Below are 23,949 nucleotides of genomic sequence, written 5' to 3' on the forward strand. Positions count from 1 at the left end.
GCCGACAGTCCCGTCGGTGACATCCGCGCGCGGGGGTAGCCCGCTGCCCTACGCGCGCCGCGTGCCTGGCTCCGGCGATTCCGCCCGGGCGCCCGCCTCCTCCAGCCCTTCCTCTCGCGCCTCAAGCTCGTTGCCCAGCACCTCCGCCGAATCGTCCTGACTGGTTTCCGGCTTGAAGCGGCGGCGGGTGTGCCCGGCCGCGCGCGCGTCCTCGCCGTCGTCCGGCCGCTCGGCTTGCAACGTGACGTTGGCCGCCGGCGCATAGCCGCGCTTGTCCTGCCCGAAGTACACCACCGTGTGCGGGTACGGCAGCTCGATACCGGCCGCATCGAAGTGCTTCTTCAACAGGCGGTTGTAGCCGCGCTGCACGGCCCACTGCATGCCCGGCGTGGTCTTGATGAGGATGCGGATGGTGACGCCCTTGTCGTTGACGGCGGTAACGCCCGCCACCGTCATTTCCTCCAGGATCTCGGGGCCGAGCACCGAGTCGGTCATCAATTCGGCAAACGCCGCGCGCAAATGCTCGATGGCGTCGTCCACGCTTTCGCGGTGCGCGATGGTGTATTCACCTAAGTGATACGAGAAGTCACGCATGTGATTGGCGACCACATCCACCGACGAGAACGGCACCAGGTGGTAGCCGCCGTCCAGCGTGCGTATGCCGACCGAACGGATCGTCATCTTCTCCACGGTGCCGAAGACGCCGGCAACCTGCACCACGTCGTTTTCGTTCATGCCATTTTCAAGCTGGATGAACACGCCGGTGATGATGTCCTGCACCAGCTTCTGCGCGCCGAAGCCGATGGCCAGGCCCACCACGCCGGCGCCCGCGATCAGCGGCCCGACATCGATGCCGATCTGCGACAACAGCACCATCAGCGTCATGGTCACGATGACGATCAACGCGGCATTGCGGAACAGCGACAGCAACGTGCGTTCGCGCGCGCTGGGCATGCCGCGTCCTTCGCTTTGACTCAGGCGGTGTTCGATGATGCTGGCGATAACGGTCCAGGCCAGCGCCGCGATCAGCAGCACGATGACCACGTTGACCACTATCTTGATGGCCGCCCCACCGGCGTCGGACGACAGCCAGCGCGACAGGTCGAAGGCGTGCCAGGCGTCCAGCACCAGCAACACGATGACGATGCGAATGATCCAGCCCACGCTTTTCAGCATGGCCGGCACGTAGGCGTTCACGCGCGCTTCCAGCATGGGCAGGCGCCGACGCAGGTCGTCGGACAGGCGGATGGGCTTGGCCAGTATCGTGTTCAGAAACAGGATCAGCAGGCTGCCCACGCCGATGACCAGCAGGGTCTGCGCGGTGGCGCGCGCCATGAAGGGCAGCGCGTTGGTCGGGTCGATCTGGCTGACGATGAGCAGCACGGTGAAGTAGCCGATGCCCAGCACGTGCCAGATGCGCGACAGGAAGTGCAGCCGCGACCCCATGAACGTGGCCGCGTTGGCGGCATGGCGGTTCATGCGATCACGCACCGAATGGCGGTTCTGCCAGATGATGCGCACGGCGTACACGTACACCACCAGCATGATGACCATGCTGGCCAGGCGACCCAGGGCGGGCGACAGCGCGGCCGAGATCACCGGGTCCACCAGCAGCGTGCCATAGCCCGCCGCCGCGACCACGCGCACCAGCCACGCGTTCCAGTACCGGGCCAGTTCGTCGGACATGGGCAACAGGCGCAGGTGCGGATGCCGCACCGCGAACACCGTGCGGATCAGCACCTTGACGATTTCCACCGCCACGAAAGCGCGCAGGAACACCGCCGCCAGCGTGTCCAGCGTGCCGCGCTCGGGCGTGCCCCACAGGGCGGCCGCCCCGCCCGCCATCGCGGCCAGCAGCACCACGCCGGCATCGATGGCGACCGCGCCCACGATGGCGCCCAAGCGTTGGTACAAGGCCCGCATCGAGGCAGGCGCGCGGCGCGGAGTGCCGGGGTCGTGAACGGTCGCCGCCTCGGAAGGGCTGGCATGTTCAGCCACCCAGCGGTCGATGCGCGTGTAGATGCGCATGGCGATCATCCGCAGCAGCAGATAGGCAATGACGGTTGCCAAGCCGGCCAGCAGCAACGGCAGCAGCGCATTGCCGGCGGTGGCGCCGTCCATCCGCAGGCTGCGACCCGAGGCCAGCGCGCGCATATCGTCCACGCCCTGCCCCATGTCGGCGGCCACGCCAGTCAGGAACTGCTGCACGCCATCGGCCATGCGTTCCTGTAAACCGGGCTTGGTCGGGGCCTTGGGGGAAGTGGCCGCACCCGGCGCGGGGGACGCGGCGGGCGGCTTGCCCGCCGCTTGCGCTCGTAACGCATCGACCAGCGCCTTGCGTGCCTCGGGATTGTCCAGCAGGTCGGCCAACGCATCGGGCGTCAGCGCGGATGCCGATGCGGCGGGCGGCTGCGACGGGGGTTGCAGCGGCGACGCGGCGCCAGCCTGCCCCGGCCAGGTCAACAACACGCAACTGAGCATCACCACCAGCAGCCACACCGCCTGCCATGGCCTCGCGCGTCGGTGCCGCCAAAGGCGGGCGGACTCTTCGCGGGGCGGATAAAAAAGGGATGCTGTCGTTGCGAATAGAACCACTAATAAAACTCCTCTGCGATCAAGGCCAGGAACGCGGCGCGCGATCAGGGACAACGCCGCCAAGGGCTAAATGATAAAGCCCAGCCGCTTCATCAGATATTTAGGCGATTCTTCATACCCTTGGCGGTAGTAGAAGCGGTGCGCATCCACGCGGCGTTCGTGGCAATGCACTTCGATGCGGTCGCAGCCGCGCGCGCGGGCTTCTGCTTCGGCCGCCGCTTCAAGTTGACGGCCGACGCCCGCGCTGCGGGCCTGGTCGTCGACGCAGAAATACGCGATGCGGCAGAAGTCGCCGGGCAGCGCCAGCTGGATCATGAAATGCAGGTTGATAAAGCCCAGCAATTGTCCGGCATCGTCGTGAGCCACCAGCAACAGGGCATCGGGATGCGCCGATAGCAGGGCGATTTTTTCCGCCATGAAGGCGGTGGTGCCGGGATAGCCCAGTTGCGCCAGCAAGGTGGCGATGGCGGGGCCGTCCTGGGCGGTGGCGGGGCGTAGGTGCATGTCGGTTTCCGGGCTGCGTGTGCAAGACTGCGCGGAAATTTATGACGGCATCGTGTCCGCCTCATGACAAGCGCGCGGCCCCGCGCCCCCGGGCACCTTCAATCAGGGCGTGACCTGATAGCCGCGCTGCTGCATGCAGCTGGTGTATGCGGACGACGCCGCGCTGCTGGTCTTGGCCTGCTCGCGACGGTCCTGCCGCTGGCGCGACCCACCCACCACGGCGCCGGCCACCGCCGCGTCCTTCGCCTGGTTTTGACGGTATTCCTGCTTGACGTCGTCGTCCATGCGGTCATAGGCCTCTTCGTGCTGCTGGCCACGCGCGCCGGCCACTGCCGCGCCCGCGACAGCGCCCGTGGCGGCGCCGCGCGCACGACCGCCGGATTGCGAGGTGTCGGTGGTGCCGGTGCCCCCCGCCTGGGCCTGGCAGGCGGCGACGTCTTGTTGTGTGGTTTCAGGAGACTGCCCTTTCATCGGCGTAATGGTCTGTGCGGTAGCGGTCAGGCCGATGGTCGAGAGCAGCAAGGCAACGCAGGGAATGATGGACTTTTTCATAGAAAACTCCACGTGCGGTTAAGAACCCTGGACCTTGCAATGTAGTCCCGCCTGCCGTGCTTCGGCCCGTGTCCGGAATACCCAATATTGGGTATGGCGTTATGGGGACAAAGAGATGGGGCCAACGAGATGGAGACAACGACAACCCGTATCCGGCGCGTGCTGACGTCCTGCCGCTAACACCAATGGCTGATTGATGGCGAGGGGGCCGACTCCTATTCTGCGCTTGCCTGCCAGACGAGCCAGAAGCCAGGGCCAGGCGCCAGGGCCAGCCCGCCCACGCGCTTGCCGCGCAGGCGTCGCGCGTCGATTCACCCAACAAGAGGGCGCGGTCCCTCGCTTTCTGCCCCGGAGGTTTACATGCGCCCATCCCACGTCCGCGCCGACAACAGCGGCCCGCCGCCGCTTGGCCCCGAGCCGGCAAAACGCAGCTTGCCGGTGTCGCTGGAGCAGCAGGCAAAGACCATGCTGTTAAGCGGCCAGAGCTCGGTGGCCGACGTCGCGCGCGCCTGCCGCTTGTCGCGCACGCATTTCACAGCCGTGTTTCGCGATGCCGCCGGCACGACGCCCCACCGTTGGGCGCTGCTGCAACGCATCGCCCAAGCCCGCGAACAGCTGCGGATACCGGACAAGACGCTGGCCGATATCGCACTGGATTGCGGGTTTGCCGACCAGGCGCACTTCACGCGCGTGTTCCACAACGTGGTCGGCCTGACGCCCGGCGCGTGGCGTCGCGCGGCCGACGCCTGACCAATTTCCTGACCAATTTCCTGACCGTTTTCCTGACCGATTCCTGACCGAGGCGCGGCGATCACAGGCGTGTTCCCCTCTTCGCCTTCGCGCCTATACGAAGGCGTTATTGTGCCGCCGATAGCGCCCCCATAAGCTTCGTTCCGTCCGCTGCCGGACAGGTTTTCATGCCACGGGATGCGCGCGCATCCCTTTCACAATCCGTCTGCTTGCGCCTTGCAATCACGCATCGACAGACCCTTCGAACATTCGCCATGACCCAATCCAAACTTGAAGTGCTGACCCCGCAAAACAGCCAACTGATCTTCATTGACCACCAGCCGCAGATGGCCTTTGGCGTGCAGTCCATTGACCGTCAGGTTCTGAAGAACAACACCGTCGGTCTGGCCAAGGCCGGCAAGATCTTCAACATCCCGACGACGATCACCACCGTGGAATCCGAGAGCTTCTCGGGCTACACCTACCCCGAATTGCTGGATGTGTTTCCGGACCAGAAGGTGCTGGAACGCACCTCGATGAATTCGTGGGACGACCAGAAGGTGCGCGATGCGCTGGCCGCCAACGGCCGCAAGAAGGTCGTTGTGGCCGGCCTGTGGACCGAAGTCTGCAACACCACGTTCTCGCTGTGCGCCATGCTTGAAGGCCAGTACGAAATCTACATGGTGTCGGACGCCTCGGGCGGCACCAGCAAGGAAGCGCACGACCAGGCCATGCAGCGCATGATCCAGGCGGGCGTCGTGCCGGTGACGTGGCAACAGGTGCTGCTGGAATGGCAGCGCGATTGGGCCCGCCGCGAAACCTATGACGCCGTGATGGCGCTGGTGAAAGAGCATTCGGGCGCCTACGGCATGGGCGTGGACTACGCCTACACGATGGTGCACAAGGCCCCGCAGCGCACGCGTACCGCGCACGAAGCGATTGCCCCCATTGCCGCCCGTTGATCTGACGCTTACAGGACCCGCAACATGAATGTGCAATCGCAAAGTGCTTTCCCGGCCGACCCCGCCGGCCAGACCATCGTGACCGCCGACGGCACCCGCATCTACTACAAGGATTGGGGCGCCGGCCAGCCGGTCGTCTTCTCGCACGGATGGCCGTTGCACGCCGACGCCTGGGACGCGCAGATGCTGTTCCTGTCCGAGCGCGGCTTTCGTGTGATCGCCCATGACCGTCGCGGCCACGGCCGTTCGGGCCAGCCGTCGCAAGGCAACGACATGGACACCTATGCCGATGACCTGGCCGCGCTGCTGGACGCGCTGGACATACAGGGCGCAACGCTGGTGGGCCATTCCACCGGAGGCGGGGAAGTTGCCCGCTACATCGGACGCCATGGCAGCAAGCGCGTGGCCCGTGTGGTGCTGATCGGCGCGGTGCCCCCCGTGATGGCCAAGACCGCGGCCTACCCTGACGGTTTGCCGATGGAAGTGTTTGATGGCATTCGCCAGGGCGTCATGCGGAACCGCTCGCAGTTCTACAAAGACCTGACCCAGCCGTTCTTTGGCTTTAACCGGCCGGGCGCCAAGATCGAACAAGGCACCATCGACGCCTTCTGGTTGCAGGGCATGGCAGGCGGCATCCGTGGCCAATACGCGTGCATCAAGCAGTTTTCCGAGGTGGACTTCACCGAAGACCTGAAGAAGATCGACGTGCCCACCCTGATCCTGCATGGTTCGGACGACCAGATGGTGCCGATCGCCAACTCGGCGGAAAAGGCCGTGAAGCTGGTCAAGAACGCCACGCTAAAGGTCTACCCGGGCGCCTCGCACGGCATGTGCGTGCTGGACGCCGAAGAAGTCAACGCCGACCTGCTGGCCTTCATCCGGGGCTGACGGCCCGGCCCCAGGGCCATCTGCATAAAGGCGCCTTCCGGCGCGCCTTTTCCGGGGCGCCGGGCAAGCAAGCCCGGCGCCCTGCCTTTCTTTTTTTACCGGAAGTCTCTAGTGAAATGCTATGCAAAACCGCTAGCCGCGTGCCTGTTGGCCGTGGCGGCGCCGGTCTGCGCTCAATCGTCGGTAACGCTATACGGCAGGTTGAACACCGCGCTGGAAAGCAGCTGGATCAGCGGCGGACCCGAGCCGGGCAGCCCCGCCCGGATGACCAATAACCGCTCGGTGTTCGGGCTACGCGGCACGGAATGGCTGGGCGACGGCACCAGCGCCATCTTCCAGATTGAAAACGGCATCGCGCTGAACACCGGCCAGGGGCAGATCGCCAGCCGCAACACGCGCGTGGGGTTCGACGGCCCCTATGGCACGCTGTTCCTGGGCAACTGGCACACGCCCTATACCGAAGCCACGCTGGCCTACGACCCCTACTACGCGACCACGGCGGCCTACATGGCCTTGCTGGGCAACGGCTCGGCCGCCAGCACCGGCAACGTCGAGAACACCAGTTCGTTCGACCGCAGGCAAAACAATTCCCTGCAATACCGCACGCCGTCCTGGCAGGGCTTAAGCGGTGGATTCGCGTGGGGGTTGCCCCAGGAAAAAATGACAACGCCGCGCAATCCGCAGCTGTTTTCGTGGTCGGGCAGCTATGACCGGGGCGGTTTGAACCTGGCGCTGGCTTACGAACTGCACCGCAATTACCAGGCGGCGAACACGCACGATGACGCCTTCAAGATGGGCCTGTCGTATCAGTTTCCGACGACGCGAGTCGCAGTGGTGTATGAACGGCTGCGCTATCGGACGGCCAGCGGATCGTTGACCCGGGACGGCTATTACGTGTCGATCGTGCAGGCGCTGGGCCGGGGCAGCCTGCGCGCCGCGCTGGGCGTGGCAAGCAACGGCCGCGGGGCGTCGACGCAGACGGTGGGCTTTGTACGCAGCGGATCGGACACCGGCGCGGCGCAGTGGACGGTCGGGTACGACTACCCCTTGTCGCCCCGCACCGCCCTGTACGGCTATTACTCGCGGATCAGCAACCGGGCGCGCGCCGACTACGACTTTGCCATCAACAGCCTGGGCGTAACGCAGGGCACCAGCCCGCAAACGCTGGCCATCGGCCTGCGCCACAACTTCTAGCGGGGATCTGCCGCGCGCCGCAACCGGCTACGACTTTGGTGGTAGTGGATGCGTCCCCGGCGCGGGGCCGTGCCAGAATTCCGGACAGGCAAGTTGCCCCAGCAGCGCAAGCCCCGCGCGCCGACTTGTGCGCACGCCCCCTCAGGAGTTCATCGTGAAGCCATGCGCCAGCCCCGGCATTTCCCACCCCGTGGACCCCTTGGTCTATATCGTCGATGACGAGCCCGCGATCACGCAGTCGTTGGTCGCGCTGTTTGCCTCCGTGGGCCTGGCCGCCAAGGCCTTTCACAGCGTGCGGGAATTTCGCGAGTTCGACAGGGGCGATCGCCCGGCATGCCTGCTGCTGGACGTGCGGCTGCGCGATGGCAACGGCCTGGCGCTACAACAATTGCTGCAAAGCGACGGCGATGCCCTGCCCGTCATCATCATGACGGGTCACGGCGATATCCCCATGACCGTGCGGGCCATGAAGGCCGGCGCACTGGACTTCCTGACCAAGCCCTTCAACGAACAGGACCTGCTGGATTGCGTGCGGCTGGCCTTGCAGCGCGACGGCGAGCGCCGCGCCGGCGAGCAGGCCATGCACGGCCTGGTGCAGCGCTATCAGAGCCTGAGCCCGCGCGAACGGCAGGTCATGGAACACGCCACGGCGGGCTTGATGAACAAGCAGATTGCCGACCGGCTGGGCATCAGCGACATCACCGTGAAGATCCACCGGGGCAACGCCATGCGCAAGATGCAGGCGCGCAGCTTTGCGCAACTGGTGACGATGGCCGGGCAGATAGCCGCGGTCGCTTAGCTCGTGGCTAGTCGCCCACGGCTGGCCGCCCGCCGCTCGCCGCCCGCCGCTAATCCCCCGCTTCGAGAAGCCCCATGGACTGTGCCAGCAACACCAAATCCGCGAACGTGCGGGCCTGCATCTTGCGCATGGCGTTGCCACGATGAATTTTTACCGTGGCTTCGCTGATGTCGGCCTTGGCGGCGATCTGCTTGTTCAGCAGGCCGGCCGCCGCCAGCCGCATCACTTGCTGTTCACGCGGCGACAGCGTGGCGTAGCGTTCGCGCAGCGTCCGCGCGTGGCGGGCGGTTTCATGCCGCGCGCGCGCCTTGTCCAGCGCGGCGTGGACCGCGCCCAGCAGGTCTTCGTCAGTGAATGGCTTGGCAATGAAATCCACCGCACCAGCCTTCATGGCGGTGGCCGTCATGCGCACGTCGGCGTGGCCCGATATAAAGACGATGGAAAACGGCGCATCGCCCGGCGACAGCCGCGCCTGCAAGTCCAGCCCGCTCAGGCCGCGCAACCGCACGTCCAGGATGATGCAGGTGGGCACGGTGGGCAAGCCGCCTGCCAGCATCTCTTCGGCCGACCCGAAGGTGCGCGCATCCAGCCCCTCGGACCGCAGCAGATTGCTCAGCGCCTGGCGTATCGACGCGTCATCGTCCACCACCCAGACCACGGCCCTGGCCGCTGCGGTTGCGGTTGCGGCTGCGCCTGCGGTGGCGCAAGCGCCAGACGGGATGGCGGATTGATCTTGCATGGTGAAATCGGCGCGCGGAAACGGCAAGGAGCGGGGCGGGAAGAAAGGCAAAAAATTATACCTTTGTATGGCTTTTTTCCCGGGGCTTTCTGCGGGTATGCTTGGGAACTCGCGACGCGGCCATCCAGCCGCTCGTCGCCCTTGATACAGGAATGCACAGTGAATGCCGCCCCCCTCATTGCGGTCGTCGACGACGACGCTTCAGTGCGTAAGGCGCTTGGCAGCTTGCTGCGCTCCCTGGACCTGAACGTGGTGTTGTACGACGGCGCGGCGGGTTTGCTGGATGCCGAAGACCTGACGCGGCTGTCCTGCGTGGTCACCGATATCCAGATGCCCGGCATGACCGGCCTGGCCATGTGCGCGGCCCTGCGCGAACGTGGCCTTGGCGTGCCCGTCATCCTGATGACGGCATTCCCCGAAGAACGGTATCGCGAACAGGCACGGCAGCTGGGCGCATTCTGCTTTCTGTGCAAGCCCTTCGAAGACGCCGAAATCCTGCGCTGCATCGACCGCGCCATCCACCCGGAAGCGCCGGCTCCCTGACATGTCCGCCTTCGACCCAAGCGCCGGCCTGGCCGCCTCCCCCTTTGTCGGACGCGGCGCGGAACTGCGCATGCTGGACGACGCCCTGGCCCGCGTGACGGTGCAGGGCAACGCCGAACTCGTGCTGCTGGCCGGCCCCGCCGGTTCGGGCAAGTCAACCTTGGTGGACCGGCTGGCGCAACGGGCGGAACTGGCCGGCGCGAGCTTTGCCGGCGGGAAAAGCGACCAGCAACTGCGCGACATTCCCTACGCCCCCATCACCGATGCCTTGCGCACCCTGACCATGGCCGCGCTGGGCCGCGATGAAGACGCGCTGGCGCCGCTGCGCGCGCGGCTCGTCGAACGCCTGGCGGGCCAGGGCCGGACCGTTGCCGAGATCTTTCCCGAGATAGAACACCTGATCGGTCGCACCGCGCCTTTGTCCAGCGTGCCGGCCAAGCAGGCCCAGCAACGCGTGCACAACGCCTTGCTGCAAACGTTTTCCGCCTTTGCACAGGCCGGCTATCCGCTGGTGCTTTTCATCGACGACCTGCAATGGGCCGACGCCGATACGCTGGCCTGGTTGAAGGCGTACACCGTCAATCCCCCTGCGCACGTGCTGCTGCTGGGCGCGTATCGCGACCAGGACCGCCAAGCAAGCCAGGCGTTTGAATGGCTGATTCACGCCGACCGCTGGAACCCCATCCAGGTCACCCGCATGACGGTGGCGCCGCTGTCCGCACACGATGTCTGCGAACTGACCGCCGCCGTGCTGGGCGGCGACGTCGATGCGGTCAAGCCGCTGGGGCAGGCGTTGCACCAGGTCACGGCGGGCAACCCTTTTTTTGCCCGGCAGCTGTTGTTGACCCTGATGGACGACGGCGTCCTGTCGTTCGACGCAGCATCGAAAACCTGGCTGTGGAACCCGGCCGACGTGATGAATCCGCGCTATGCGGCCAGCGTCGTGGACCTGATGGTGACCCGGCTTGAACGCTTTCCCGAAGACGGAAGGCGCTTGTTGAGCCAGATGGCCTGCGTGGGCCTGCGCGGCGGCGACGCGCTGCTGGCCCGCATTGCCGATCTGCCCGTGGCCGATGTGGCGGCCCGGCTGCAACCACTGGTCGATGCGGGCCTGCTACGCCATGACGACGGCGTCTATGTGTTCGCGCATGATCGTGTGTTGGAATCCGCGTACGCCATGACGCCGCCCGCGCAGCGCCCGCAAGCGCATGCGCGCATCGCCACGCTGATGGCACAGCTATGGGCCGCCCAGCTTGGCGACTACGCCTTCGAAATCGCCAACCAGATCGAGCTTGCCGAGGGCGTTGACCCCACGCTGGCGCAACGCGTGGCGTTCGTGCGCGTGCTGACGCTTGCCGGGCGCCGCGCCAAGGAGGCGGCGGCGGTGCAGCAGGCGGCCCGCTACGTGGGCGCGGCCTGCCGGCTGATGCAGCCGGACTGGTGGACGACGCAGTACGCGTTGGCCTACGACGCCAGCCTGCTGCGATGCGAGTGCCTGTTGGCGCAAGCCGAATTCGCCACGGCGGCGCAAGAGATCAGCGCCCTGCTGGCGCGCGAACTGCCGCCGATGGACAAGGCCGCGGTGCACCGGCTGAAGGCCGTGCTTCAAACGCTGCGGTCCGACTACGAAGGCGCAATCGGCGCGGCGCTGTCCGGTTTGGCGCTGCTGGACGTGCCCCTGACCCGCGCACCGTCCGCCGCCGCGCAGCGCGATGCGTATGACGTTGTCCGGCACAAGCTGGCCGGCCGCCCCATCGCCTCGCTGGGGCGCACGGCGATTACTCGCGACCGCCGCGTCCAGACCGTGATGGGCCTGCTGTCCACGCTGATCTCGTCTTTTTTCGTTGACGACGGCATCCGTTTCACGCATCTGGCCAAAATGGTGGAACTGACGCTGGACCACGGCGCCACGCCGGAATCCGCCTATGGGCTGTCGTGGTACGGCGTTTTCATCGCGGCGCAGTATGAGGACTATGAGGACGGCTTGGCCTACGGACTGGCGGGCATGGCGCTGGCCGAGCATCACGGCTTCGAGGCGGAGCGCATCGCCACGCTGGTGGCGGTGGACCAGGTCAGCCCCTGGACGCAACCGCTGAGCGTCGCGCTGGGGCACGTCCACACCGCCGTGTCGCTGGGCCGCGCGTCGGGCGACCTGGGCATGGCGTGCTACGCCAGCAACCACATCGTGTCCGACCTGCTGTTCATGGGCGAGCAGCTGCGCCTGGTCGAAGAGGAAATCGAACGCGGCCTGGCGCTCACGCGGTTGATCCAGTACATAGACATCGAGCTGCTGCTCAAGGCGCAGCACGGGTTCACGCGGCGGCTGTTGGGTACGCCCTTGTACGTGGGCGACGAGCCCGCCTCCGAGCAGGCGCGCCGCACGCGGTCGGAATCCACCCGGTTCTGGATCTGGCTGTACGACGGCATGGGAGCCTTTTACTTCCATGACTACGCGGCAGCGGTCGACAGCCTGTCGCGCGCGGCCGCGCTGAAGTCGTCCGTGATCAGCCACATCAATACGGCGGATTGTCACCTGTACCTGGCGCTGGCCATGGCGCGTGCACCGGGCGCGGCGGCCGACCCCGCCGCCACCATCGCGGCGTTGCAGCCGCATCGCGCGCGCTTTGTGACCTGGAGCCAGCTGAACCCGGCAACCTTCCTCAGCAAGCTGCAACTGATTGACGCCGAACTGGCCCGCCTGCGCCAGCAGCCGCTGGTGGCGCTGCAAAGCCTGGAGGCATCGTCCGACGGCGCGGGCGCGGCGGGCTTCGTGCACGAGCAAGCCCTGGCCCACGAGATGGCGGCCGGCCTGTGCCAGGCCAACGGCCTGATGTCGGCGGCCCGTCAGCATGTGCGGCTGGCCCACGCCAGTTATCGCCGTTGGGGCGCCAGCAAAAAAGCCGACCAGGTGTTTGCCACGCACGCGGCCTTGTTGGCGTTGCGCGCGGACGCCCCTGAACCGATCGAGCGCGACGGTGCGGCCAATGCGGCGGACTGGACCATCGGCGTGCGCGCATCGCAGCTGATTTCCAGCGAGGTGGTGCTTGACCGCCTGGTTGAAACGCTGATGACCAACATGATGGATTATGCCGACGCGCAATACGGCCTGTTGCTGCTGGTGCGCGGCGGAGCGCCGCTGATCGAGGCGTCGGCGCGCCGCGTGGGCGATACCTGCGCGGTCACGCTGGGCAGCGCCACCCCCACGGCGGACACGCTGCCGCTGACGGTGCTGCACAGCGTGCTGCGCTCGCACCAGACGCTGGTGCTGGCCGACGCGGTGGTGGATGCGCCGTCGATCCACGCGGCAATGGCCGCGACGCGGCCGCTGCGCTCCGTACTGTGCCTGCCGCTGATCCGGGGCGGCATGCTGCTGGGCGTGCTGTACCTGGAAAACAACGACGCGCCAAATGTGTTTGACGCCGGCCGCACGGCGGCGCTGGAACTGCTGGCGCCGCACGCGGCGATCTCGCTGGAAATGGCCGGGCTGTACGCACAATTGGTTGACGAGAACCAGCGGCGCGCGCAAGCGGAAATGAATTTACGCATGGCGCGCGCCGACCTCGCGCGCACGTCGCACCTGACGGTAATGGGGGGGCTGGCCGCCTCGATCGCGCACGAAGTCAATCAACCGCTGACGGCAATCGTGACGTCGGTCGGAGCCAGCCTGCGTTGGCTGAACCGGCCGGTGCCCGACATCGATGAAGCTCGCGAAAGTCTGAACCACATCAAGAGCAACGGCCTGCGCGCGGCCGAAATCATTCGTGCCATGCGCTCGCTGGCCAAGCAAGCGCCCGCCGTGCTGGCGCCGGTGCGCGTGGACGATACCCTGGGCGACGTGCTGACGCTGACGCAGATGGAAATGGACGCGCAACAGGTGCGCCTGCTGACGCGCCTGGAATCCGACGCCGCGCTGGTCGAGGCAGACCGCACGCAACTACAGCAGGTGGTGCTTAACCTGGTCACCAACGCCATCGACGCCATGCACGCCACGCCGCAAGGACAGCGCCAGTTGATCGTGTCGTCGCGGCTGGAAGGTGACATGGTCGAGGTCAGCGTTGAAGACCGCGGCCCCGGCATCGCGGCAGAGGATCTGGGTCGCATCTTCGACCCCTTCTTCACCACCAGGGCGCAAGGCATGGGCATGGGCCTGGCGATCTGCCGATCAATCATCGAAGCGCATGGCGGCACCCTGCACGCGCAGCCGCTGACGCCGTGCGGCACCCGCTTCTCGTTCCAGCTCGCGCGCCTGCGCACGGCAAACTAACGTCCGCGGAAAGGACATGGGCCAGCAAGGCCCATGCCCAAAAGCGCGCACACGGGCAGGTCCGGCACATGCTAGGCTGGCACTATTTCCCGCCCGTCCTACCCAGATGAAATCCTTTCTCCAGTCCGAGAAGTTTCTACTCTTGGCGTGCGTCATCGCCGTTGCCGGATACGCCGTCGATTCACAGCTGCGCGACGTTGGCCGAATGGCCAGCCTGGCGGAAACCACCATCCTGATCGGGGCCATCCTGTGTGCGTCGTTAAGCGTGGCGCGCCATGCCGAGCGCATCGCGCAAAAACTTGGCGACCCTTACGGCAGCATGATCCTGACGCTGTCGGCGGTGCTGGTGGAAGTGATCGTGCTGGCCATCGTGTCGTCCAAGGGCGGCTCGCCCACGCTGGTGCGCGACAGCATCTACTCAGCGGTGATGCTGGACATCAACGGCATCCTGGGCGTGGCCGCGTTGATTGGCGGATTCAAGCATGGCGAACAGGCCTACAACGACGATTCGGCGCGCACCTACAGCGTGATGATCCTGACCGCTGTCACGGTGTCGATGATCGTTCCGGAATTCGTGCCGCAAGCCAGCTGGCGCGCGTACAGCGCCTTCACCATCGTGGCGATGTTGCTGCTGTACGGCGTATTCCTGCGCATGCAGACCGGCCCGCACAGCTACTTTTTCAGCTACAGCTATCCGGAAAAGAAAACGCGCCGCAACCTGCCCGCGGCGGCGCAGACCAGCTGGCGTCCGTCGGCCGCGATCATGGCGGCCGGCATCGTCGCGGTGGGTTTCCTGGCGGAACTGATGTCGCATTCGCTGGACCGCAGCCTGGAAGGCGTTGATGTCCCGATCGGCCTGATTGCCTTGATCGTGGCGGGCATTTCCGCCGCGCCCGAAATGCTGACCGCCCTGCGCGCCGCCCTGGCCAACCGCATGCAATCCGTGGTGAACATCGCCTTGGGCGCGTCGCTGTCCACGGTGATCCTGACCGTGCCCGCCATGGAGGCCATGGCGTTGATCTCGGGCCAGCGCATCGTCATGGCAATGACGCCGCTACAGACGCTGATGATGCTGGTGACGCTGCTGGTGGCCGCCATCAACCTGAATGACGGCCAGACCAATGCCATTGAAGGCATGACGCACTTTGTGCTGTTCGGCGCCTTCCTGATGCTGCTGTGCCTGGGTTTGTAGGACTTTAAAACCGCTGATGCTGCCCAAAGGGCACCTCGGCGTCGGTCGGCTTTTCGAAGGTGGGCGCTTCGCCGTTCAGGTCCGCCGCGTGGATGCGCGCCAGCCGCGTCGCCTCGTCAATTGCCGTCTGCGCCGACGAGTACGTGCTTTCGATGGCGACGCGTTCGCGCGGCTGCGGTTCGCCGGCAAACGTCAGCGTATAGCCGATGCGCCATGCCCCGCCCTCTTCAACGGGCCGCTCGATCTGAAAATCCCACTTTGGCTTTTCCATGATTCCTCCTGTTGAAACGCCCCATGCTACCGCGATTGCATGCGGCAAAAAATGGTCCCGGCAGCGCGGGCGACGGGCATGGCAATTGCTGCACAGCGGCTTTCACGGCCCCCGAGGAGACGCCATGATTTCCGAACGATTGCGCAGGTTGCGGCACATCGCGAAATTCGCTGCGGAACGTTCCGGCGATTACGTAGAGCTGGTGGGCATCGAGTTATCGCTGTACCGGGGCGCGTTGATCTCCACGCTGATCAGCGGGGTGGCATTGGTGTTCTGCGCCCTGGGCACGTTGGGGTTCATCTCGGTTGCCGCCATCGTCACCTTCTGGGACACCGAATACCGCATGCTGGCCGCGTGGCTGGTTGCCGCCGCCTGGCTCGTGGTGACCCTGATTTCGCTTGCCATCGCGCGCTACAACGCGCCCAAGGGTTCGCCCTTTGCCGAACTGAGCCACCAGGTCCGACTGGATACCGCCGCCGCACGGAGCCACTATGCCCAAGACCACCACCCAGGCTGATAAAGACGCGCTCTTGGCCAAGATGGAGCGCGACCGGCAGGTACTGCGCCGCGCCGGCATGGCAAGCGCGCGTTCGCCCTCGTTTGGCCAGGCGGGCGCGGCGTGGGCCAAGACCACCGCCCTGGCCGCCGGCGCGGCGCTGGGCTGGCCACCATTTCTGAAGCAACCGCTGCGCGCCATGACGGTGGTGGCGTTGCGCGCCCGTGTCGCCGAACTGCTGGACCGCCGCAATACCCGACGCGTCAGCGGCATCTTGCCCGCGCCCGAGGTTGAACGATTGACGCGCTTGATCGCGGAGCTGCGCGCGTCGATGGCGCGGCTGGAAGCGTTGGGGCCGGATGTAACGACGGGCGCGGATGCGATAGAAGCCGAGCGCCTGCGCATGCAGCTGGACGAGCACGTGCAGCGGCTGCGCGCGTTGCAAGACGGGATGTCGGCGGATGCCAGCAAGCCCTTGCCACCTTGAACGGCTGCTGTCACCCCTGCCGGTAGAACGCTGCCGGTGACACGCCAAAGTGCTTCTTGAACATGGCCGCGAACGCGCTTTGGCTGGTGTAGCCGTGTTCCAGCGCCACATCCACCACGCGCGCCCCGCCGGCAAGATGCTCCAACGCCAAGAGCAGCCTCGCCTGCCGTCGCCACTGGCCCAGGCGCATGCCCGTCTGTTGCAGAAACTGCCGATGCAAGGTGCGGGTGGACAGGTGCAGCCGGGCCGCCCATTGGTCCAACGTCAACGCCGCGTCCGGCTGGCGCATCAGCGCATCGCAAAACTTGCGTAGCCGCGCGTCCGCCGGCATGGGCAGATACAGCGGCAGCACCGGCAGGCTGCGCAATTCCTGCAATAGCAGGTGCAACAAATGCCAATCGCGCGAGCCGGCGCGTTTGGGCGCGGCGACATCCATGTCGACCGCCGCCACGATCAGCTCACGCAGCAAAGGTGAAATATCCAACACGCAACTACGCGCGGGCAGTTGCGCCGTGGCGCGGCTGTCGACGAACACGGTGCGCACACGCACCGCGCCGCTCATGCGCACCGAATGCGCCACGTCGGCCTCCAGCCAGACGCCGCGCGTGGGCGGCACCACCCACCTGCCGCCCTGCGCTTCGATCGTCATCACACCCTGGATGGCATAGAGCAACTGCGCCCGGTCATGGTGGTGGGGCGCGATGACGTGGCCGTGCCGGTAATCCACCGCCAAGGCCGCAGCGGGCGCACCCGAGGCCACGAATGCGCTGTAGAAAGGGGAATCTTCCATACGTTCAGATTGGCAGTTTTGCGATAACTGGCGACATAGTAGCGCCAGACGGACGCGGCTGCGGCCGGCACCATGAACGGCTCGTTTCGGAGACCTTCATGTCCATCACTTCCCTGCTCTTTCCGTTCATGGCCATCGTGCTGTGGGCGGGCAACGTCATTGTTTCCAAGTTGGCCGCGTCGGCAATTTCGCCCACGGCCATCACCTTCTATCGCCTGATCCTGGCGCTGGCGCTGATGTCGCCCTTCGTGCTGCGGCCGCTGCTGCGCAACTGGGCGTCGGTGCGGCCGCACCTGGGCAAGATGGCGATCAGCGGCCTGCTGGCCATGGCGCTGTTCCAAAGCCTGTCGTACCGCGCCGCCGAAAGCACCACGGCCACCAACATGGCCATCGTGACCGCGCTGGTGCCCTTGCTGACCGCCATCCTCAGCGTGATCGTGCTGGGCGAAGCGCTGACCGTCGGCATGGCCGTGGGCGGCGTGCTGTCTTTCGCGGGCCTGTTGTACCTGGTGGGCCAGGGCGACATCGGCTCCATCGCGCACAACGGCGTCCACGCAGGCGACCTGCTGATGCTGCTGGCCTCGTTGTCGTATGCGCTGTACGGCGTGCTGCTGCGCCGTTGGCGCCTGACGATTCCGGCGTGGCAGGCGGTGTACCTGCAAGCCATCGCGGCACTCGTGTTCATGCTGCCGTTCTTCGTGATGCTGCCGGCCGGCACCGCGTCGCTGGACGCCCGCACCCTGCCGCTGATCGCCTACGCCGGCATCGGGTCGTCCATCCTGTTGTCGTTTTGCTGGATCCAGGGCGTCAAGCACCTGGGCCCCAACCGTTGCAGCATCTTCATCAACCTGCTGCCGGTGCTGACCGCCGTGCTGGCCGTGGCCATGCTGGGCGAACAGATGCACGCGTATCACGTCATCGGCGGCAGCATGAGCCTGGTGGGCGTGCTGATCGCGCAGACGGTGCATCGGCCGCTGCATGCGGGTGCGGCCCCCTCAAGGCTTGCCGCGCAAGGCAGTGCGAAGCTGCCGGCCGCGGCCGCCCAGGCACGTCGCGCACGCTAGCGCTGATCATGGTCTGGCGGGTGCGACGCTTGCGTGGACGGCGCGTATCGCAAGCGCCAAGGAAGCCCATGACGCTACACGCCGAAGCGCGCCGACAAGCTTTCCAGTCGCGCGCTGGCCAGCGGTTCACGACCCGCCAGGAATGACAGCGGACCGTCCGGCTCGAAAAACCATCGCGCGGCGCCGCGACTCATTCGGCCGCGCAACATGCACCGCGTGCGGATGGGGCCGGAGTCGCCGTCCTGTACTGTCCAGATCGGCAAGCGCACCGGCACCTGCAAGCGCGACGGCGGCTGATATTGCAGCGTTGCCACCCGCCGGCCATCCACCGTCATCGACGCCGTGGCGCCGTCAGCAAACCCGGACGACTGGCCGTTAGACGACCCGGCCTGGAACACCCCCATGCGTTTCGGAATTCCCCATAGCGTTCGGCCACCGGCCGCCGCCGCGTCGTCGTCCACCCAGATAGGCCCGACGGTACATGCCGGGGCCACGATGCCGGACGATTGCACCGCCACGGCAAAAAGCAGCTCGTTATAGGCCAGCGTGCCGCCGGGTTCGTAGCGCGCCCACACCGTCGCGCACAGCGCCTGGCGACCCAGCGACACGAGGCGCGCGCCGTTGGCCGCCGCCACGGGCAGCGCATCCAGCGGCACGCGCCAGACGCTGATCAGTGCCGAGCCCTGCAAGGACCACGGCGCGCGGGGAAACGGTGTTGCGGCTGGTGTAGACATGGGCGTTGCTCTCGGGTGTAACGGACGCGGCCTGAGCCGGGCAGCGGCACGTTGCATGGCAGGGATTTGCCGGTGCAAGGCGCTTGCAGCAAGCCGTGTGCCGGGCAATGCGCGGCGCGGGCGTCGGCCGGGAAGGGATTCATCGGCCGGGAAGATCGCAGCGGTGTCGCACCGATACCCGCGCGTGGCCAACGTTGCGCGGGCGCGGTGGGTGATTGAAGGGAAGGTGTGGACGATCAAGGTGCCAGAGGGCGATCACCACGGCATCGCAGTCGCCCCTCCATGGCACGCCGTCACGACGGCGCATCCACCTCATTCTTTTCCTTCTCCTTCTTCTCCTTTTTTTCTCCATCGTAGTGTGACTTGATGGCGAGAAACATGCCCGTGCCCAACACCAGCAGCTTGAACGTACCGAAGACTACAGGGACCCAAAAGTTCATCATTTCCTCAAAACGCTGCTTCAGCAGCCTCATGTACTACTCGTGCCAGGCAAGTCGATCGGCAAAGCGTGCGACATCCGCGACGCGGATCATGATACGTGCGCCGGACGACCCATGCACTTTCAGAATTATCCCGTGATCCTGGTCTACCGATCTGCACCGCATGAAAACGCTGCCAACTGCACCGTTTTTCGCGGCCGGCCCCGCTTGGCGGGCGTGTCGCGCATGATCGCCACGAACGCGTCGATGGATGGGTTGGGGTTGTCGGGGTGCCGGGCGGCGGCTAGGCCACCGCTTGAACGAAATCCCGCGCCGCGCGCAGCAGCCGCGCTTCGCTGCCCGCCGCGCCCAGCAGCTCCAGGCCAACCGGTATGCCGCTCGGCGTGAAGCCGATGGGCAGGCTCAATGCAGGCAAGCCGGTAACCGAAGCCAGCAGGCCGTTGCCGCCGGTCTGTGCTTCGCCCAGTTGCACCGGCCCGCCCCGCACGCTGGGATAGGCCAGCATATCGAAGTCGCCGGACGCCATGGCTGCGAGGGCCTCGGCGCGAATTGCGGCGGCACGGGCCAACGTTGCCAGACGGGCGCTGCCGTCCGGATCCTGCATCGCATTGCGTTCGCGCAAGACCGTCATGACTTCCGGATGCGGGTAGGCGCCGTCCAGGATGTCGCCCAGGCTGCGCACCGGCACGTCGGCGTCACGCAGGCACCGCGCCAAAGCGTCGCGAAATTCGTAGACGGTGACGTTGGCGGCGGAAAGGCGCGTGTCGTCGATAGCCAGCGGCGCCTGCCGCACCGACGCACCGGCCGCCTGCCAGCGCGCCAATGCCGCCTGCACATGCGCGGAGACTTCCCGCTGCGCCGCACCGTCGCCGAACAAGGCATTGACGGTGCCGATGCGCCAGTCGCTACGCTTCGGTTGCGACGCCGCATCGCCGTCCTCACCGCCCGCCATGACCGACCAAAGAATCTCCAGGTCATCCACACAGCGCGCCATGGGGCCTACCGTGTCCAGCGTGGGCGACAGGGGCACCACGCCGGCCGTGCTGCATCGCCCTGCCGTGGGCCGCAACCCCAGCACCTGGTTGAACGCCGCTGGGATGCGGATGGAGCCGCTGGTGTCGCTGCCGATGGCGGCCGCCGCAAAGCTGGATGCCACGGCCACCGCGCTGCCGCCGCTGGACCCGCCCGGTACGCGCGTGGCGTGATACGCGTTGCGCGTGCGGCCGGACATCGACGACACATTGGTGATGCCGCAGGCCAGTTCATGCAAGGTCGTTTTGCCCAGCACGATTGCGCCTGCCTCGCGCAAGCGCCGCACCACGTCGGCGTCCTGCCGGGGCAGCCGCCGCGCCAAGGCGCGCGAGCCAGCCGTGGCCGGCATGCCGATGGCGTCGATGTTGTCTTTGAACAGCAGCGGCACGCCGTGCAGCGGGCCACGTACCACGCCCGCGCGGCGCTCGGCATCGCGCAAGGCGGCCTCAGCGGCCGCCTGGGGATTCAAGCCGATCAGCGCGTTGAGCGCCGGCCCGGCCTGGTCGTACGCCGCAATGCGCGCTTGATACGCGCGCACCAGGTCGACGGCCGTCAAGCGCCCCGCCGCCATCGCCGCCTGCAACGCGGCGATGGCTTGCCCGAACACCGCGTCATCGTCAGGCAGCGGCCCGGCCAGCAATTGCGGCGTGTTCATCGAAAATGGCACGCCACCCACTGTTGGCCGGTGGCGGACGCCACGGGCCGTTCCGTCAGCGCGGGCTGTGTCTCGCGGCAGATGGGCTGCGCCAGCGGGCAGCGCGTGTGAAAGCGGCAGCCGCTGGGCGGGTTCGCGGGGCTGGGCGGATCGCCTTGCAACAGCTTGCGCTGCGCGGGCTTGTGCGGATTGGGCACCGGCACGGCCGACAGCAGGATCTCGGTGTACGGATGCCGGGGCTGCGAGAACAAGGTGTCGCGGTCGGCCACTTCAACGATGCGGCCCAGGTACATCACCGCCACGCGATGGCTGATGTGACGCACCACCGCCAGGTCATGCGCCACGAACAGATAGGCGATGCCCATCTCTTGTTGCAGGTCCATCAGCAGATTGATGACCTGCGCCTGCACCGAGACGTCCAGCGCGGACACGGGCTCGTCGCAGACGATCAGCTTGGGCCGCAGCGCCAACGCGCGCGCAATGCCCAGGCGCTGGCGTTGCCCGCCCGAGAACTCGTGCGGAAATTTCTTCATGGCTTCGGGGCGCAGACCGACCTTGTCGAACAGCCACGCCAGCTCGTCCACGCGCGCGCGGCCGCCCGACATCGGGTAGTTGCGCAGCGGCTCGCCCACGATATCGCCCGCCGTCATGCGCGGGTTCAAGGACGCATAGGGGTCCTGGAAGATGATCTGCATATCGCGACGCCGGTTGCGCATCTGCTCCGGCGTCAGCGCCAGGATCTCTTCGCCTTCCAGTTTGACGGAGCCGGACGTGGGCTGGATCAACCGCAACACCGACTTGCCGGTGGTCGTCTTGCCGCAGCCCGACTCGCCCACCAGCGCCAGCGTTTCCCCACGAGCCACGCTGAACGACACGCCGTCTACCGCCTGCACGACTTTACGGCGCGGCGTGAACCAGCCGCCCGCGCCGGGGTAGTGCATCTTCAGGTCGCGCACGTCTAGCAACGGCGCCGTCGATGCAACCACCGGCGGCTGAGGATGGGCGCTCATGCTTGAACTCCGGTCAGGGTGGCGCCGGGCGCCACGGAAGTCGCGGCCAGCAGGCCGGGTTGCGCCGCCACGCGCGCCACTTCATGGCACGCCACCACATGGTCGACGCCATGCGTGGATAGCTCGGGCGCTTCAACGTGGCAACGCGGCGTGGCGTACGTGCAGCGCGGTGCAAAGCGACAGCCATTGCCCAGTTCGCTGGGCGCGGGCACCATGCCGGGAATTTCGGCCAGGCGTTGCGTGGAGGCGTTCATGGACGGCATCGACCCCATCAGCGCGCGGGTGTACGGATGCAAGGGGCGGTCGAACAGTTCGGTGACCGGCGCTTCCTCGACCTTGCGTCCGGCGTACATCACCGCCACGCGGTCGCAGCATTCCGCCACCACGCCCAGGTCGTGCGTGATCAACACGATGCCCATGCCCAGCGTCTTTTGCAGGTTGCGCAGCAGGTCGACAATCTGCGCCTGGATCGTCACATCCAGCGCGGTGGTGGGCTCGTCGGCAATCAGCACTTCGGGGTTGCAGGCCAGCGCCAGCGCGATCATCACGCGCTGACGCATGCCGCCGGATAGTTGATACGGGTACTCGTGCACGCGGCGTTCGGGCTCGGCAATCTGCACCAGGCGCAACATCTCTTCGGCACGGCGGTACGCGTCGCGGCGGTTCAGCTTCTGATGCACCATGACCGTCTCGGCAATCTGCCGGCCCACGGTCAGCACCGGGTTCAGCGACGTCATCGGCTCTTGAAAAATCATCGAAATCCGGTTGCCGCGGATCTGGCGCATCTGCTTTTCCGTGAGGCTGAGCAGGTCGGTGCCGCGATAGCGGATCTGGCCGCCGGCAAAGCGCCCGGGTGGCGTCGGCACCAGGCGCAGGATAGACAGCGCCGTCACGCTCTTGCCGCAGCCGGATTCACCGACCACGCCCAGCGTGCGCCCGGCGCGCACCTGATACGACACGCCATCGACCGACCGGACGGTGCCCGAGACGGTGTCGAAATAGGTGCGCAGGTTGTCGACTTCAAGCAGCACGTCGCCAGGGGCAACGGCGTTGGCGGGGGATAGGGCCATGGCGTCCTCCTAGCGTTGGTTGGTCAGGCGCGGGTCCAGCGCATCGCGCAGCCCGTCGCCCATCAGGTTGATGGCCAGCACGGTGATGGCCAGCAGAATGCCGGGGTAAAGAATGGTGTAGAAAGCCACGGCCACGTAGTTGCGCGCGTCGGCCATCATGTTGCCCCAGCTGGGCACCTGGGCCGGCACGCCGACGCCCAGGAACGACAGCACGGCTTCCGTCAGCACGGCGGTAGCGGCGATGAAGGTTGCCTGCACCACCAGCGGCGTCACCATGTTGGGCAGCACATGCCGGCGCAGGATGACGGGCAGGCGCGTGCCGATGGCATGCGCCGCCTCGACGTACAGTTGCTCGCGCAAGGTCAGGGCCAGCGAGCGCACCAGCCGCACCACGCGCGGCACCTGCGGAATCGCGATGGCGATGATGACCGTGGTCAGGCTGGCGCGGATGACGGCCATCAGCGCAATGGCCAGCAGGATGTCGGGAATGGCCATCATGCCGTCCATGATGCGCATGATGATGGCGTCGGCCCAGCGCACGAAGCCGGCCAGCAGCCCCAGCACCACGCCGATCACGCTGGCCACCAGCGCCACCACGATGGCCACGACCAGCGACACGCGCCCGCCCCAGACCACGCGGCTGAACACGTCGCGGCCCATCGCGTCGGTGCCGAAGTAATGCTGGGCCGAAGGCGGCTTCAGGCGCTGCAAGGGGTTGATGGTGATGGGGTTGTGCGTGGCGATCCACGGCGCGGCAATCGACAGGCCCGCCACGATCAGCAGCAGCACCAGGCCGATGATCAGCGTGGGATGCTTGCGCACCCAGCGCCAGCGCCGGCCGCTGGCCGTCAGGGCCTCGTGCAGCAGGATGGGCGCAGCGGGCGCGGTGGGCACGTTGGGGGAAATCAAATTTTCTGACATGGTTCTTTCCCGCGACGG

The 23,949-nt window shown here is 66.6% G+C and carries 23 protein-coding genes; 11 read left to right on the plus strand and 12 right to left on the minus strand.

From position 1 onward, the window contains the following. Window positions 1-48: 48 nt before the first annotated feature. The 3 genes from KYT87_RS24350 to KYT87_RS24360 all read right to left on the minus strand — a co-directional run bounded on the left by KYT87_RS24350 (window position 49) and on the right by KYT87_RS24360 (window position 3,651). Entirely contained in the window at window positions 49-2,481 is a 2,433-nt protein-coding gene (locus KYT87_RS24350; protein ID WP_219992769.1) for a mechanosensitive ion channel domain-containing protein, read from the minus strand. A 180-nt stretch (window positions 2,482-2,661) separates the two neighbouring features. Next, on the minus strand, window positions 2,662-3,099 hold the full coding sequence (locus KYT87_RS24355; RefSeq protein ID WP_219991053.1) for a GNAT family N-acetyltransferase: 438 nt from the start codon (window positions 3,097-3,099) through the stop codon (window positions 2,662-2,664). Between the two features lie 102 nt (window positions 3,100-3,201). Further along, on the minus strand, window positions 3,202-3,651 hold the full coding sequence (locus KYT87_RS24360; protein ID WP_104142123.1) for a YMGG-like glycine zipper-containing protein: 450 nt from the start codon (window positions 3,649-3,651) through the stop codon (window positions 3,202-3,204). Between the two features lie 360 nt (window positions 3,652-4,011). Here KYT87_RS24360 and KYT87_RS24365 point away from each other — a divergent pair, with 360 nt between their 5' ends. The 5 genes from KYT87_RS24365 to KYT87_RS24385 all read left to right on the plus strand — a co-directional run bounded on the left by KYT87_RS24365 (window position 4,012) and on the right by KYT87_RS24385 (window position 8,223). Then, window positions 4,012-4,401, plus strand: coding sequence for a helix-turn-helix transcriptional regulator (locus KYT87_RS24365; protein ID WP_104142122.1), 390 nt, complete (start codon window positions 4,012-4,014; stop codon window positions 4,399-4,401). Window positions 4,402-4,655: 254 nt separating this feature from the next. Beyond that, entirely contained in the window at window positions 4,656-5,342 is a 687-nt protein-coding gene (locus KYT87_RS24370; protein ID WP_104142120.1) for a hydrolase, read from the plus strand. A 24-nt stretch (window positions 5,343-5,366) separates the two neighbouring features. Beyond that, window positions 5,367-6,230: an alpha/beta fold hydrolase gene (locus KYT87_RS24375; RefSeq protein ID WP_104142119.1), complete on the plus strand. Its 864-nt coding sequence runs from the start codon at window positions 5,367-5,369 to the stop codon at window positions 6,228-6,230. A gap of 111 nt (window positions 6,231-6,341) precedes the next feature. After that, on the plus strand, window positions 6,342-7,424 hold the full coding sequence (locus tag KYT87_RS24380) for a porin (RefSeq protein ID WP_219991054.1): 1,083 nt from the start codon (window positions 6,342-6,344) through the stop codon (window positions 7,422-7,424). Window positions 7,425-7,578: 154 nt separating this feature from the next. After that, window positions 7,579-8,223: a response regulator transcription factor gene (locus KYT87_RS24385; protein ID WP_255593506.1), complete on the plus strand. Its 645-nt coding sequence runs from the start codon at window positions 7,579-7,581 to the stop codon at window positions 8,221-8,223. 49 nt (window positions 8,224-8,272) lie between these two features. On the opposite strand, the gene KYT87_RS24390 is transcribed toward KYT87_RS24385, so the two are convergent. Continuing rightward, window positions 8,273-8,962, minus strand: coding sequence for a response regulator transcription factor (locus tag KYT87_RS24390; protein WP_219991055.1), 690 nt, complete (start codon window positions 8,960-8,962; stop codon window positions 8,273-8,275). Window positions 8,963-9,121: 159 nt separating this feature from the next. Here KYT87_RS24390 and KYT87_RS24395 point away from each other — a divergent pair, with 159 nt between their 5' ends. The 3 genes from KYT87_RS24395 (at window position 9,122) to KYT87_RS24405 (ending at window position 14,961) form a co-directional block, all read left to right on the plus strand. Continuing rightward, window positions 9,122-9,505, plus strand: a complete 384-nt coding sequence (locus KYT87_RS24395; protein ID WP_104142114.1) for a response regulator transcription factor — start codon at window positions 9,122-9,124, stop codon at window positions 9,503-9,505. A gap of 1 nt (window position 9,506) precedes the next feature. Beyond that, complete coding sequence (locus tag KYT87_RS24400; protein ID WP_219991056.1) at window positions 9,507-13,769, plus strand: AAA family ATPase; 4,263 nt, start codon at window positions 9,507-9,509, stop codon at window positions 13,767-13,769. A 106-nt stretch (window positions 13,770-13,875) separates the two neighbouring features. Next, a complete protein-coding gene (locus tag KYT87_RS24405) occupies window positions 13,876-14,961 on the plus strand; it encodes a calcium:proton antiporter (protein ID WP_219991057.1) in 1,086 nt (361 codons plus the stop codon). Window positions 14,962-14,965: 4 nt separating this feature from the next. Here KYT87_RS24405 and KYT87_RS24410 read toward each other — a convergent pair whose 3' ends face one another. Beyond that, window positions 14,966-15,232: a hypothetical protein gene (locus tag KYT87_RS24410; protein ID WP_046803859.1), complete on the minus strand. Its 267-nt coding sequence runs from the start codon at window positions 15,230-15,232 to the stop codon at window positions 14,966-14,968. A gap of 124 nt (window positions 15,233-15,356) precedes the next feature. On the opposite strand from KYT87_RS24410, the gene KYT87_RS24415 reads away from it, so the two are divergent. Both KYT87_RS24415 and KYT87_RS24420 read left to right on the plus strand, forming a co-directional pair. Continuing rightward, complete coding sequence (locus KYT87_RS24415; RefSeq protein ID WP_046803858.1) at window positions 15,357-15,749, plus strand: phage holin family protein; 393 nt, start codon at window positions 15,357-15,359, stop codon at window positions 15,747-15,749. After that, complete coding sequence (locus KYT87_RS24420) at window positions 15,724-16,215, plus strand: hypothetical protein (RefSeq protein ID WP_104142108.1); 492 nt, start codon at window positions 15,724-15,726, stop codon at window positions 16,213-16,215. The genes KYT87_RS24415 and KYT87_RS24420 overlap by 26 nt, the downstream gene beginning before the upstream one ends. Before the next feature lie 10 nt (window positions 16,216-16,225). On the opposite strand, the gene KYT87_RS24425 is transcribed toward KYT87_RS24420, so the two are convergent. Beyond that, window positions 16,226-17,005, minus strand: coding sequence for a helix-turn-helix transcriptional regulator (locus KYT87_RS24425; protein ID WP_219991058.1), 780 nt, complete (start codon window positions 17,003-17,005; stop codon window positions 16,226-16,228). Between the two features lie 98 nt (window positions 17,006-17,103). Between KYT87_RS24425 and KYT87_RS24430 the strand changes: the two genes are divergently transcribed. After that, on the plus strand, window positions 17,104-18,069 hold the full coding sequence (locus KYT87_RS24430; protein ID WP_255593507.1) for a DMT family transporter: 966 nt from the start codon (window positions 17,104-17,106) through the stop codon (window positions 18,067-18,069). A 74-nt stretch (window positions 18,070-18,143) separates the two neighbouring features. Here the strand turns inward: KYT87_RS24430 and KYT87_RS24435 are convergent, their stop codons facing one another. The 6 genes from KYT87_RS24435 to KYT87_RS24460 form a co-directional block, all read right to left on the minus strand. Beyond that, the gene (locus KYT87_RS24435) at window positions 18,144-18,803 is read right to left on the minus strand and encodes an acetoacetate decarboxylase family protein (protein WP_219991059.1); all 660 of its coding nucleotides are present in this window, start codon (window positions 18,801-18,803) and stop codon (window positions 18,144-18,146) included. A gap of 293 nt (window positions 18,804-19,096) precedes the next feature. Further along, window positions 19,097-19,276: a hypothetical protein gene (locus KYT87_RS24440; RefSeq protein WP_046803852.1), complete on the minus strand. Its 180-nt coding sequence runs from the start codon at window positions 19,274-19,276 to the stop codon at window positions 19,097-19,099. Between the two features lie 250 nt (window positions 19,277-19,526). After that, complete coding sequence (locus KYT87_RS24445) at window positions 19,527-20,930, minus strand: amidase (protein ID WP_219991060.1); 1,404 nt, start codon at window positions 20,928-20,930, stop codon at window positions 19,527-19,529. Next, the gene (locus tag KYT87_RS24450) at window positions 20,927-21,940 is read right to left on the minus strand and encodes an ABC transporter ATP-binding protein (RefSeq protein ID WP_046803851.1); all 1,014 of its coding nucleotides are present in this window, start codon (window positions 21,938-21,940) and stop codon (window positions 20,927-20,929) included. The genes KYT87_RS24445 and KYT87_RS24450 overlap by 4 nt, the downstream gene beginning before the upstream one ends. After that, on the minus strand, window positions 21,937-23,010 hold the full coding sequence (locus KYT87_RS24455) for an ABC transporter ATP-binding protein (RefSeq protein WP_120156901.1): 1,074 nt from the start codon (window positions 23,008-23,010) through the stop codon (window positions 21,937-21,939). The genes KYT87_RS24450 and KYT87_RS24455 overlap by 4 nt, the downstream gene beginning before the upstream one ends. Before the next feature lie 9 nt (window positions 23,011-23,019). Further along, a complete protein-coding gene (locus KYT87_RS24460) occupies window positions 23,020-23,931 on the minus strand; it encodes an ABC transporter permease (protein ID WP_120156902.1) in 912 nt (303 codons plus the stop codon). Window positions 23,932-23,949: the final 18 nt, after the last annotated feature.

The sequence above is a fragment of the Achromobacter sp. ES-001 genome (assembly GCF_019448355.1).
GTDB lineage: Bacteria > Pseudomonadota > Gammaproteobacteria > Burkholderiales > Burkholderiaceae_B > Achromobacter > Achromobacter spanius_B.